Here is a 12,242-nt window from a genome sequence, read left to right as displayed (position 1 = left end):
CCCCCGGCGCCCGCCCCCCCCCCCCCCCCCCCCCCCCCCCCCCCCCCCCCCCACTCAGGGGCTGTCAGCGCACGATGACTCCGGTGCGCTTCCGCGCCCCGGTCCGCTCCTCGCTCGCTGGCGCTCGCTGCGATGCTCCCGGGGCTGTCAGCGCACGATGACTCCGGTGCGCTTCCGCGCCCCGGTCCGCTCCTCGCTCGCTGGCGCTCGCTGCGATGCTCCCGGGGCTGTCAGCGCACGAACGGCTGCTGGCCCGTCTCGCTCACCATCGGCTTGCCCGCGGCCTCCCAGTCACCCATGCCGCCGGCGACGTTCACCGCGTCGAAGCCGTTCTGGTTGAGCCAGGCGACCACCCGCGCCGAGCGGCCGCCGGCCCGGCAGGTGACGTACAGCGGATCGGCCTCGGGGAGCTCGTCGAGCCGCGCCGGCACCTCGCCCATCGGGATGTGCGTCGCGCCCTCGATGTGGCCGTGCACCCACTCGTCGTCCTCGCGGACGTCGAGCACGACGGCGTCCTCCGGGAGGTCGTGCACGGACACGGTCGGGACCTGCTGCGGCATCACTCCCCCATCGTGGCACGCGGAGCGCCGCCGTCCGGCTGCGAGGATGGGGCCGTGGCCGTCCCGACCGCCCCGGTGCGCGAGCCGGCCTGGCCCCTGTCCCGGTCCGCCGTCTGGCTGTGGCTGACCCAGGGCGTGCTCGAGGTCCTGGTCTGGGCGGTGGCGCTCACCGTCGTCCTGGTCGTCCTGCCGGACGACGTCGGCGCCCCGTGGTCGGCGCTGCGCTGGGCCGGGCCGCTGCTGCTCGGGCTGTACGCCGTCGTCGCCGTGGGGCTGCGGCCGTGGATCCGCTTCCGGGTGCACCGCTGGGAGGTCACCGACGAGGCGGTCTACACCCTCACCGGCTGGCTGACCCGCACGTGGACGCTGGTGCCGATCAGCCGGATCCAGACCGTCGACGTCACCCGCGGGCTGTTCCAGCAGCTCTACGGCCTGGCCTCGGTCGCCGTGCTGACCGCGTCGTCGCAGGGCACCGTGCGGGTGCCGCACCTGCCGGCCGACGTCGCCGAGCGGGTGGCCGCGGACCTCGCGCACCGCGCCGAGCAGGTCCGCGACGAGGCGACGTGAGCCGACAGTGACCGAGTTCGCGGCGGCCCCCCGGCGCACCTCGCCGCGCGTCATCGCCGTCCACACCGTCACCTTCCGGCAGGCCCGCCAGCTCGTGCCGGTGGCGCTGCCGATCGCCGCGGCCACCGGCTTCGGGGGCGGGACGACGGCCGTCGTCGTCCTCGTCGTGGCCGTGACCCTCGCCTCGCTGGCGTTCGCGGCCGTCTCCTGGTGGCGGTTCGGCTACCTCGACGGCCCGACCGCGGTGGTCGTCACCCGCGGCCTGCTGGCCCGGTCGGTGCGCACCGTGCCGCGCGACCGGATCCGCGGGGTGGAGGTCGAGGCCCCGGCGCTGCACCGGTTGTTCGGCCTGGTGCGCGTGCGGATCGACGCCGCCGCCGGTGCCGTCGCCGGCCAGGAGGACGAGCTGCTGATCGACGGCGTCCCGCGCGCCGAGGGCGAGCGGCTGCGGGCCGGGCTGCTGGGCCGCCGGCCGGCGCCGGGGGACGACGTCCCCGAGGTGCCGGACGAGGAGCTGATCACCCGCTTCGACAACCGGTGGCTGCTCTACGCGCCGCTGGTCGGCAGCTACCTGGCCGTGCCGCTGGCCGCGGTCGGCGCGCTGTTCCGGCTGGCCGACGAGCTGCCCCGCAGCATCCGGCCGGACATCGAGGGCCCCGATCTCGACGACCCCCGCGTGGCCGTCCTCGCCGTGCTGGTCGGGCTTGTGCTGCTGGTCGTCGGGTCGGTCGCCGGGGCCGCCGTCGTCAACTGGGGGTTCCGGCTGGTCCGGCGGGACGGCTCCCTGGTCGCCGACCGGGGGCTGCTCACCCGCCGGCACACCGAGCTGGAGGTCGACCGGATCCGCGGCTGCACCGTCTCCGCCGGCCTGGGCATGCGCTGGGTGCGCGCCGCCCGGGTGACCGCGCTGGTCACCGGCCTGGGCGACGCCCAGCGCCGCGGTCAGCTGCTGCCGCTGGGTCCGCGGGCGCGGGCGGAGGAACTGGCCCGCCGGCTGACCGACGACCCCGGGAAGCTGCGCGCCCACCCGCCGGCGGCCCGCCGCCGCGCAGTGGTGCGATCGGTCGTCCCCGGCCTGGTCGTCGCCGCTGCCGGCGCGGTGGCCACCGCGCTGGCCGGCGGCTGGTGGCCGCTGCTGGCCGCCGGGCTCGCGCTGGCCGTGCTCGGCATCCCGGTCGGGCTCGGCCGCTACGCCGCGCTCGGGCACCGGGCCGGACCCCGGTCGTTCGCGGTGCGCAGCGGCTGGCTGGTGCAGGAGCACGTGCGGCTGCAGCGCCGCGCCGTCGTCGGGTGGCGGGTGCGGCAGTCGTGGTTCCAGCGCCGCTCCGGGCTGGCCACCGTGGTCGCCTGCGTGGGGGCCGGCAGCGGCGGATACGCGGCGGTCGACCTCGCGGAGGAGGACGCCGCGCCGTTCGCCGAGGCCGCCTCGGGGAACTGGGCGGCAGCGCTGCGGCACCCCGGCAGGGAGCAGGAGTTCACCCGGCCCGGCGCGTGACGATCACCGGGGCGGGTAGCCGAGCCCCCGATGACTTCCGAGCCGGACCGGTCCGTCCCTCATTCCGCGGCGCCCCCGGCCTGCCGGCCCAGCCCCACCCGCCCGGCCAGCGCGGCGGCCTCCACGCGCGTCTGCACGCCCAGTGAGCGCAGCAGCGCCGCCACCAGCCGCTTCGCCGTCCGCTCGGAGACGTGCAGCGTCGTGGCGATGTCGACGGTGCTCGTGCCGTCGGCGACCAGCCGCCAGAGCCGGCGCTCGTCGGCGCTGAGCCGATCGGCGACGCCCTGCTCGCCGCTGGGCGCCGCCTCCTCCAGCAGCTGGCGCAGCAGCGGCTCGGGCAGCACCGACCACCCGTCGAGGACGGCGAGCAGCGGGCGCACCAGCTGCTCCGGGTCGGCGGCCTTGGGCAGGAAGCCCACCGCGCCGGCGCGCAGCGCCTCGAGTGCGGCGTCGGCCTCGGCCAGCCCGGACAGGGCCACCACCCGCACCATCGGGTCGGCGCGGCGGATGGCCGCGATCGCCCGCGTGCCCCCCGGCGGCGGCATGTGCAGGTCGACCACCGCGACGTCGGCGTGGTGCCGGCGGACCAGCGCGGCGGCCGCCGACGCGTCGTCGGTGCTGCCGACGACCCGCACCCGCCCGTCGCTCACCTCGGGCAGCAACAGGGACAACCCCCGGCTGAAGAGGGGGTGGTCGTCGACGAGCACGACGTCGATGACCGATCGGCGCCCAGCACCGGCGTCGTCCACGCACGGTCCTCCCTTCCCGCGCCCGTGGCCGGCGGGGCTGACCGGCACGCACGACGGAGGTCCCCCATGACCGTCCTGGCCAATCCCCCGACGACCGACCGCACCCGCCGGCTGCTGCCCGAGCTCGGGCGGGTCCTGCGCACCCACCTCACGCGACGCCGGCCGCCGGGCGAGCAGCCCCCGGACGACCGCGAGGCGCTCCTGCGGGCGCTGTGCCACGACATGCGCAGCCCGCTGGCCGCGCTCGAGGCCGCGCTGGGCTCGCTGGACCGGGCACCGGAGTCGCGGGCGGAGCTGCTCGAGCTCGCCCGCGCGCAGACCGAGCACCTCTCCTCCATGCTGCGCACCGCCGACGCCACCGCCGGTGCGCAGCGGCGCGGTCCCGGCACCCGCCGGCTCTGCGACGTCGTCCGGGCCTCGATCGGCGCCTGCGGCCTGCCCGCCGCGCAGCTGACGGTGCAGGTGCGCGACTGCGCCGGCGAGGTGGCCGTCGCCGACGCGCGGGTGCAGCGGATCCTCACCAACCTGCTGGAGAACGCCCACCGGCACGGCGGCGGGGCCCCGGTGCGGCTGACCGTCACCTGCCGGCCGGGATGGGTGGACCTCGCGCTGAGCCAGGCCGGCGTGCGGGCCGACCGGGTCGTCGGGCATTTGCGCACGACCACCCCGCCCATCGACCTCACCGGCCTCGGGCTGTGGTCGGTGCAGCGGCAGACCCGCGAGCTCGGCGGGCGGGTGGTGGTGGAGGTCGCGGACGGGTGGATGACGCTGGCCGTCCAGCTCCCCGACCGCTGAGCGGAGTGCGAGAGGCGAGGAAACCTCGCCGCTGACACTCCGGGTGGAGTGCCACGGCGCGGATGACGCGCCCCTCCCACTCCACTCGGGAGGTTGGCACCGGCGGGCCAGCGGACGGCACGGGCGGGCCACCGGGGGCGGGCAGATCCCTGGTGTCACCGCACCGGCGGTGGTCGCGACGACGAGGCCAGGGAGCCCAGATGTTCACGCACACGCACGCCCTGCAGTACGAGGCCAAGCCCGACGGTCCCGACCCGGACTTCGCCCGCAAGATGCAGGAGGTCCTCGGGGGTCAGTGGGGCGAGATGACCGTCGCCACCCAGTACCTGCTGCAGGGCTGGAACTGCCGGCTCCCCGGCAAGTACAAGGACCTGCTCCTCGCCGTCGGCACCGAGGAGCTGGCCCACGTCGAGATGATCGTGACGATGATCGACCGGCTGCTGGACCACATCCCGCTCAAGCCGGACGCCGCGGACCGCAGCAAGGAGGCGGCGGCGGGCTACGGGCAGCACAACCCGCAGCACCCGATCGTCAACGGCGCGGGCGCCTCGTACATCGACAGCATGGGCAACCCCTGGACCGGCGCCTACGTGACCGCCAGCGGCAACCTGATGGCCGACTTCCAGTACAACGTGACCGCCGAGATGCAGGGCCGGCTGCAGGTGGCCCGCCTCTACAACATGACCGACGACCCCGGGGTCAAGGACATGCTGCGGTTCCTCATCACCCGCGACCACTACCACCAGCAGATGTGGCTGGCCGCGATCGAGCAGCTCAAGGAGGACGGCCTCGAGGGCATCCCGGTGCCCGAGGCCTTCCCGATCGAGGAGGAGGTCGGCGACCTGGGCTACACCTTCATCGACGCCTCCGACGGCCCCGAGGCCGCCAACGGCCGCTGGGCCTCGGGCCCGTCGATCGACGGCCGCGCCGAGTTCGCCGCCCGGCCGATCGAGGCCACGGCCGACGCCCCGATCCTGCCCCCGGGCGACCCGCGCCTGTTCCCGACGCCGCAGCAGCCGGGTCAGTCGCTCCTGCAGAAGGCCAAGGACATGCTCAAGTGAGCTGCTGACCACCCTTCCTGCGCCGTCGCCGCGCCGGCGACCGGTCCCTCCCGCGGACCGGCCGCCGGCCGGCGGGACGCCTCCCCCGGAGGTCTGCCGTGCACCTGCCCGTCCCCGCCGTCGTGCTCACCTGCGTCTACGCCGCGGCCGTCGCCGTCGCGCTGACCGCCCCCGGTGAGCACCTGGTCGCCGGCCTGGTCGTCCTCGCCGGCCTGGTCACCCGCTGGGTGCTGCGCACCCGGCTCCGCAGCACCCGCGCCGCGGCCGCCACCCCGGTGCTGGCCGCCGTCGCCACACCGGACGCCGTCCCGGCGCCCGCGGCGGCCCCCGCCGCTGCCGCCTGAACCGGCACGCCACGAGGCGCGCGCCCCCTCCCGGGGACGCGCGCCCGGTGACGTGTCAGGCCCTGCAGAGGGGTCCTGTCAGTGCTCGACGGCCTTCTCCGCCCCGATCCCGGTGAGCGCCCGCACCTCCAGCTCGGCGTACTTGTCCACGTCCGGCTTCTCCTTGGACAGGACCGTGCCGAGCCAGCCCAGGAAGAACGACAGCGGGATGGAGACGATCCCCGGGTTCTGCAGCGGGAACCAGTGGAAGTCGACGTCCTGGAACAGCGACGGGCTGACGCCGGTCGCCGGGTTCACCGGGGCGCCGGAGACCACCGGGCTGAAGATGATCAGCACGATGCAGGAGATCAGCCCGCCGTAGATCGACCACAGCGCGCCCTGGGTGGTGAACCGCTTCCAGAACAGCGTGTAGAGGATCGTCGGCAGGTTCGCCGAGGCCGCGACGGCGAAGGCCAGCGCCACCAGGAAGGCGATGTTCAGCCCGGCCTGGAGGGCCAGGATGCCCAGGCCGATCGACACCGCGCCGATGACGACGGCGGTGATGCGGGCGACCCGCACCTCGCCGTTGGGCGGCACGTTGCCCTTCTTGATCACCGACGCGTAGACGTCGTGCGCGAACGACGCCGACGCGGTGATCGTCAGGCCGGCGACGACGGCCAGGATCGTGGCGAACGCGACGCCGGCGATGATGCCCAGCAGCACGGTGCCGCCCAGCTCGAAGGCCAGCAGCGGGGCCGCGGAGTTGACCGCGCCCGGCGCCCCCGCGATCCGCTCCGGGCCGACCAGCGCACCGGCGCCGTACCCGATGACCAGGCTGAACAGGTAGAAGATGCCGATCAGCCAGATGGCCCAGACCACCGAGCGGCGGGCGTCCTTGGCCGTGGGCACGGTGTAGAAGCGCATGAGCACGTGCGGCAGGCCCGCCGTCCCGAGCACCAGGGCCAGGCCGAGGGAGACGAAGTCCAGCTGGGAGGTGGAGCTGGCCCCGTACTGGGCGCCCGGGGCGAGCACGTCACGGGCCGTCGGGGCCGCCTGGGCGACCTCCTCCGCGCCGCCGAGCAGCGAGGAGAGGTTGAACCCGAACTTCGCGAGCACCCACACCGTCATCACCAGCGCGCCGGCGATGAGCAGCGAGGCCTTGATGATCTGCACGTACGTGGTGCCGCGCATGCCGCCGACCAGCACGTAGATGATCATCAGCGCGCCGACGAGGACGACGACCAGTGCCTGGGCCGCCTCACCGGTGACGCCAAGCAGCAGGGTCACCAGCCCGCCGGCGCCGGCCATCTGGGCGAGCAGGTAAAAGAGGCTGACGGCGAGGGTGGAGATCGCGGCGGCCATGCGCACCGGGCGCTGCCGCATGCGGAAGGCCAGGACGTCGGCCATCGTGAACCGCGCGGTGTTGCGCAGCAGCTCGGCCACCAGCAGCAGCGCCACCAGCCAGGCGACGAGGAAGCCGATGGAGTACAGGAAGCCGTCGTAGCCGTAGAGCGCGATCGCGCCGGCGATGCCGAGGAAGGACGCCGCCGACAGGTAGTCGCCGGCGATCGCCAGCCCGTTCTGGGTGCCGCTGATGTTGCGGCCGGCCGCGTAGTAGTCGGCGGCGCTCTTGTTCGTGCGGCTGGCCTGGAACGTGATGATCAGCGTGACCAGGACGAACGCGCCGAAGATCGAGATGTTGACCGCGGGCTCGCCGATCGACGACTCGGCGGCCAGGACGGCGTCAGCCACGGGTCCCCCCTCGGGTGACGTCGTCCCCGGCGGCTCCGCGCTCCCGGGCGTACTCGTGGTGCTCGAGCCGCTCGCGCATCTCGTCGGCGATCGGGTCGGTGTTGCGGCCCGCGTGCCGCACGTACAGCTGGGTGATGAGGAACGTCGTCACGAACTGGGCCAGGCCCAGCAGGATCCCGAGGTTGACGTCACCGAAGACCTTGGTGGCCATGAAGCCGTCGGCGTACGTGGAGAGCAGGACGTAGAGCAGGTACCAGGCGAAGAACGCCACGGTCATCGGGAAGGCGAAGCGGCGGAACCGCCGCCGGAGCTCGGTGAACTCGGGTGAGTCCTGGGCCTGCCGGTACTCCTCCGGCGTGAGGAGCCTGCGTTCGGCGGGTGGTGTCACGGCTGCGTCTCCTGTCCGCGGGGCAGTGATGCGGGTCACTCTAGGGAAACGCTCTCACCGGCGACACGGGAGAGACCGAACCGTCGCAGAGACGTCCGCCGCGCGTAACGCCACGGGAACGCGCCGGCGCTGCAATGGGTCATGACCGCGATCGGGTGGACGCCGGCGGTTCGGACGGCGGGGTGGTTCCCGGTGGCCCGTGCCGCCGAGGTCGGGACGACGCCGGTGCCGGTGGGCGCCGGCGGCCGCGCCTACGTGCTGGTGCGGCTGCGACCGGGGGCGGAGGTCAGCGCCTTCCCGGCCCGGTGCCCGCACCGGCTGGTGCCGCTGGCCGCGGCCACCGTGGTGGAGGGCCGGCTGCAGTGCCCGTACCACGGGTGGCGGTTCGACGGCGACGGCCGCTGCGTCGACGTCCCCTCCCTCGGTCCCCAGGGCACCCCGCCGCCGCGCGCCGACCTCCCGGTGCCCTGGGCGGTCGAGGAGCGGCACGGCTGGGTGTGGCTGGCCCCGGAGCGGACCGGCGAGCCGTGCCCCTCGCGCGCGGGCCTGCGCCCCGAGCCCGAGCCGCCCGCGCCGCTGCCCGCGCCGGACGGGCCGGTGCTCGGCAACCTCGACCTCTCGCTGGCGCACGCCTGGCACCCCGTCGCGCTCTCCCGCGAGCTGCGGCCGGGCGGCTGGCTCATGGTGCGGCTGCTCGGCCGCACCTGGGCGCTGCAGCGCACCCCCGAGGGGCTGCGCGCCGATCCGCCGGCGTACGGCGTCCGGGAGCGCTTCGGCGTCGTCTGGCTGGCGCCCGCCGAGCCGGCCGACGTCCCGCTGGAGCTGCCGGAGGACGCCGACCGCCGGTTCGTCTCCGGCTGGCTGCCGCCGGAGCGGGCGGCCGGCCCGGCCGGCCCGCTGGCCGACAACTTCCTCGACGTCGCGCACTTCCCGTTCGTCCACGGCGGCACGTTCGGCACCCCGGACGCGGTCGAGGTGCCCCCGGTCGAGGTGGAGTACGAGCCCGGCGGCTTCCGCAGCGTGCAGGAGCAACTGGTGGACGTCCCGCAGGACCCCGGCGTGGCCACCGGTGAGCGCCCGCTGCGCCAGCGGCGGGTGGCCACCTACGTGTACCGCGCGCCGTTCCAGCTGCGGCTGCGGCTGGAGTTCCCCGAGTCGGGGGCGGTGACCACGATCCTGTTCCTGCTGCAGCCCGAGGACGCCGACTCCACCCGCGTCTACACCCGGCTGCTGCTCGCGTCCGCGCACGGGCGGCCGCTGCCCGGCCCCGACGAGGTCGCCGCCGAGGTGGCGTTCGAGCAGCGGGTGCTCGCCGAGGACCTCGCCCTGCAGGCGCAGATGGCCAGCACCGGGCTGCCGCTGCGGCTGCGCGACGAGCTGCACGTGCGCTCCGACCGGCTGGGGGTGGCGCTGCGGCGGGTGCTGGCCGACTTCGCCGCCGGCCGGTGAGCTCAGCCGCCCTCGACGAGCTCCCCGCACTGCGGGCAGCGGGTCGGCGGGTCCTCGTCGGCGAGCCGGCCGCAGGCCGGGCAGACCCGCGCCAGCCAGCAGGCAGGGTCCCCGCCCTCGTCGGGCTCCTCGCGGCGGGGCTCGGTCGTCATGCCCCGATCGTCCTCCGTGCGCGCGAGCGCCTCCCGCCCGGCGGCTGGGATGCTGGGGACGTGCCGACCCGGAAGACCCGCCGCGCCGCCCTCGCCGCCGCCGTGCTCGCCGCCCCCGCCGCATGGGTCGCCCGCGCCGCCTGGGGGCTGCCCACCGCCCTCGGTGCCAGCCGGCGACGGCTGCGGCCGACGGTCGCCGGCTCCCCCCACTTCTCCGAGGGCAGGTTCCACAACACGCTGCCCACCCCCTCGCTGGACCCGGCCAAGCTGCGCGAGGGCCTGGTGCGCCAGTGGCACGAGGACCGGCACGTCGGCCTGCCCGCCCGGCCGGTCCCCCTCGCACCGGCGACCTTCCCCGCGGAGGCCGGCGAGCTGGCGGTGACCTGGTTCGGCCACTCCAGCGCGCTGCTCGAGATCGACGGCCGGCGGGTGCTGGTCGACCCGGTGTGGGGTGAGCGCGTGTCGCCGTCCCCGCTGATCGGGCCGACCCGCCTGCACCCGGCCCCGGTGCCGCTGGCCGACCTGCCGCAGGTCGACGCGGTGCTGGTCTCCCACGACCACTACGACCACCTCGACCTCCCCACCGTGCGCGAGCTGCTGCGCCGGCAGAGCGCGCCGTTCGTCGTCCCGCTGGGCATCGGGGTGCACCTGCGCGGCTGGGGCGTGCCCGAGGACCGCATCGTCGAGCTGGACTGGGACGGGCAGACGACGGTCGCCGGGCTCACCCTCACCTGCACCGAGGCCCGGCACTTCTCCGGCCGCTTCCTCACCCGCGACACCACGCTGTGGTCGTCGTGGGTGGTCACCGGCCCGCGGCACCGGGTGTTCTTCGGCGGCGACACCGGCTACACGCCCGCCTTCGCCGGCATCGGCGCCCGGCTGGGCCCCTTCGACCTCACCCTGCTGCCGATCGGCGCCTACAACGACGCGTGGAAGTACATCCACATGGACCCCGAGGAGGCCGTCCGCGCGCACGGCGACCTCGGCGGCGGGCTGCTCGTGCCGGTGCACTGGGCGACGTTCAACCTGGGCTTTCACCGCTGGGCCGAGCCGGTGGAGCGGCTGCTGGCCGCGGCCGGGCGGTCCGGCGTGCAGGTCGCCGTCCCGCGGCCGGGCGAGCGGATCGACGTCACCGCGCCGCCGCCGCTGGAGGACTGGTGGACGGCGGTCGGCTCCCCGTCCGACGCACCCGACGACGCCGGGGCCTCGACGTCGGTCGTGGCCCGCGCGGTCGCCCGGCTGCCGCAGCGCCGTCCCGACTGAGCGAGAGGGCACGGCGCCGTTTCGCAAGAGCCCACCATATTGGGCGCAACAGAACGCGATCGGACTCAACTCCGCACGCCCCGGCGCCGTAGACCCCCTCACACGATGGACGAGGAGGTCGGCGATGCGGTTCGGCCGGACACCGGCGACGGCCCAGCACGACGCCGTCGCGGAGGCACGCGGCAACGCGACGGCGGTGACGGCCGTGGTGGCCGCGCTGACCGACGTGCCCACGCCCGACGAGGCGGCCCGGCGCGCCCTCGACCTGGTGCGGGAGCACTTCGGCTGGGCCTACGGCTCCTACTGGCGGGTCGACCCCGCCGACCGGGCGCTGCGGGTGGTCTGCGAGTCCGGCGACGCCGGCGCCGAGTTCCGGGAGGTCACCCGCGCGGCGAGCTTCCGCGAGGGGGTCGGCCTCGCCGGCCGCGCGTGGCGGACCCGCGACCTGGTGTTCGTGCCGGACCTGGGTGACGTGCGGGACTGCGTGCGCGCACCGGCCGCCCAGCGGGTCGGCGTCCGCAGCGGCATCTGCTTCCCGCTGCTCGAGGACGGCGTGGTCACGGGCACCATGGACTTCTTCGCCACCCAGACCCTCACCCCGTCCGCGGAGCGGCTGGACACGCTGCGCACCGTCGGGCGGCTGGTCTCGCAGGCCGTCGAGCGGATCTCCGCGGCGGTGCGCCACACCGAGGCGGCCGAGGACACCCAGGCCGTCGCGGACCTGCTGCGCGCGGTCACCGGCGCGGCCACCCGCGCGGAGGCGATGACCCGCGCGCTGGACACGATCCGCGAGGGCTTCGGCTGGGCGTACGGCTCCTACTGGGCCGTCGACCCCGCCGACCGTCTCCTCCGCTTCGTCACCGAGTCCGGCGACGCCGGGGCCGAGTTCCGGCAGGTGACGCTCGAGGCCTCCTTCGCCGAGGGCGTCGGCCTGTCCGGCCGGGCGTGGCGGGCGCGGGACCTCTACTTCGTCGGGGACCTCGCGGAGATGACCGACTGCGTGCGTGCCCCGGCCGCGCGGCGGGCCGGCGTCCGGTCCGGCGTGTGCCTGCCGATCGTCGTCGACGGCGAGGTCGTCGGGACGATGGACTTCTTCGCCACCCGGACCCTCGTGCTGGCCCCCGGCCGCGCCGCCGCACTGCGCAGCGCCGCCTTCCTGCTCGGCCAGACCCTGCAGCGCCTGGCCGTGGCCGAGCGGCTCGACCTGGCCGGCCAGCAGCTGCTGCAGTCGATCGACGAGGTCGAGCGCAACGTGCTGTCGGCGACGGCCGTGGCGACCGACGGGCGGCGGCTCACCGAGGAGGCCAACCGCGAGGTGGCCGGCCTCGGGGAGTCCAGCGAGGACATCGGCAAGGTGGTCAAGGTGATCCGCGGGATCGCCGACCAGACCAACCTGCTGGCGCTCAACGCCACGATCGAGGCCGCGCGCGCCGGCGAGGCCGGGCGGGGCTTCGCCGTCGTCGCCAACGAGGTCAAGGAGCTCGCCGGGGAGACCGCGCGGGCCACCACCGACGTCGACGCCCGCGTCACCGCCATCCAGTCGCAGGTCGAGCGCGTGGTCGCGGCCCTCGGTGCGATCAGCTCGGTGGTGGCGTCGATCAACGAGACGCAGCAGGTGATCGGCGGGGTGCTGACGGAGCAGTCCGCCGTCACGCGGGAGATCCTCGGCTGAGTGGAGTGCCACGGCG

At 75.5% G+C, this 12,242-nt stretch carries 13 protein-coding genes; 8 read left to right on the top strand and 5 right to left on the bottom strand.

Annotated features, from left to right (window positions below; genetic code table 11):
• Positions 1-230: 230 nt before the first annotated feature.
• On the bottom strand, positions 231-539 hold the full coding sequence (locus tag ACI79R_RS20385) for a rhodanese-like domain-containing protein (RefSeq protein WP_456575494.1): 309 nt from the start codon (positions 537-539) through the stop codon (positions 231-233).
• 75 nt (positions 540-614) lie between these two features.
• Between ACI79R_RS20385 and ACI79R_RS20380 the strand changes: the two genes are divergently transcribed.
• Both ACI79R_RS20380 and ACI79R_RS20375 read left to right on the top strand, forming a co-directional pair.
• Positions 615-1,127 (top strand): PH domain-containing protein, encoded by a 513-nt coding sequence (locus tag ACI79R_RS20380; RefSeq protein ID WP_456575493.1) that lies wholly within the window; start codon positions 615-617, stop codon positions 1,125-1,127.
• Positions 1,128-1,134: 7 nt separating this feature from the next.
• Positions 1,135-2,622 carry a PH domain-containing protein gene (locus tag ACI79R_RS20375; RefSeq protein ID WP_456575492.1) on the top strand — a complete coding sequence of 496 codons (1,488 nt, stop codon included), beginning with the start codon at positions 1,135-1,137 and terminating at the stop codon, positions 2,620-2,622.
• A 59-nt stretch (positions 2,623-2,681) separates the two neighbouring features.
• Here the strand turns inward: ACI79R_RS20375 and ACI79R_RS20370 are convergent, their stop codons facing one another.
• The gene (locus ACI79R_RS20370; protein WP_456575491.1) at positions 2,682-3,371 is read right to left on the bottom strand and encodes a response regulator; all 690 of its coding nucleotides are present in this window, start codon (positions 3,369-3,371) and stop codon (positions 2,682-2,684) included.
• Positions 3,372-3,437: 66 nt separating this feature from the next.
• On the opposite strand from ACI79R_RS20370, the gene ACI79R_RS20365 reads away from it, so the two are divergent.
• From ACI79R_RS20365 to ACI79R_RS20355, 3 genes are all read left to right on the top strand, one after another.
• Positions 3,438-4,166: a sensor histidine kinase gene (locus tag ACI79R_RS20365; protein WP_456575490.1), complete on the top strand. Its 729-nt coding sequence runs from the start codon at positions 3,438-3,440 to the stop codon at positions 4,164-4,166.
• Positions 4,167-4,366: 200 nt separating this feature from the next.
• A complete protein-coding gene (locus ACI79R_RS20360; RefSeq protein ID WP_456575489.1) occupies positions 4,367-5,227 on the top strand; it encodes a manganese catalase family protein in 861 nt (286 codons plus the stop codon).
• Between the two features lie 98 nt (positions 5,228-5,325).
• Complete coding sequence (locus ACI79R_RS20355) at positions 5,326-5,571, top strand: hypothetical protein (protein WP_456575488.1); 246 nt, start codon at positions 5,326-5,328, stop codon at positions 5,569-5,571.
• Positions 5,572-5,649: 78 nt separating this feature from the next.
• On the opposite strand, the gene ACI79R_RS20350 is transcribed toward ACI79R_RS20355, so the two are convergent.
• Positions 5,650-7,302, bottom strand: coding sequence for a solute symporter family protein (locus tag ACI79R_RS20350; RefSeq protein WP_456575487.1), 1,653 nt, complete (start codon positions 7,300-7,302; stop codon positions 5,650-5,652).
• Complete coding sequence (locus tag ACI79R_RS20345) at positions 7,295-7,690, bottom strand: DUF485 domain-containing protein (RefSeq protein WP_456575486.1); 396 nt, start codon at positions 7,688-7,690, stop codon at positions 7,295-7,297. Before ACI79R_RS20345 ends, ACI79R_RS20350 begins: the two co-directional genes overlap by 8 nt.
• Before the next feature lie 141 nt (positions 7,691-7,831).
• Between ACI79R_RS20345 and ACI79R_RS20340 the strand changes: the two genes are divergently transcribed.
• Positions 7,832-9,139 (top strand): Rieske 2Fe-2S domain-containing protein, encoded by a 1,308-nt coding sequence (locus ACI79R_RS20340; RefSeq protein ID WP_456575485.1) that lies wholly within the window; start codon positions 7,832-7,834, stop codon positions 9,137-9,139.
• Between the two features lie 2 nt (positions 9,140-9,141).
• On the opposite strand, the gene ACI79R_RS20335 is transcribed toward ACI79R_RS20340, so the two are convergent.
• Entirely contained in the window at positions 9,142-9,291 is a 150-nt protein-coding gene (locus ACI79R_RS20335) for a hypothetical protein (RefSeq protein ID WP_456575484.1), read from the bottom strand.
• 60 nt (positions 9,292-9,351) lie between these two features.
• Here ACI79R_RS20335 and ACI79R_RS20330 point away from each other — a divergent pair, with 60 nt between their 5' ends.
• Both ACI79R_RS20330 and ACI79R_RS20325 read left to right on the top strand, forming a co-directional pair.
• Entirely contained in the window at positions 9,352-10,554 is a 1,203-nt protein-coding gene (locus ACI79R_RS20330) for an MBL fold metallo-hydrolase (protein ID WP_456575483.1), read from the top strand.
• 124 nt (positions 10,555-10,678) lie between these two features.
• Positions 10,679-12,226 (top strand): GAF domain-containing protein, encoded by a 1,548-nt coding sequence (locus ACI79R_RS20325; protein WP_456575482.1) that lies wholly within the window; start codon positions 10,679-10,681, stop codon positions 12,224-12,226.
• The last annotated feature ends 16 nt before the right edge of the window (positions 12,227-12,242 follow it).

It is taken from the genome of Blastococcus sp. SYSU D00820 (assembly GCF_054050695.1).
This window is presented reverse-complemented; position numbering and strand designations above follow the sequence as displayed.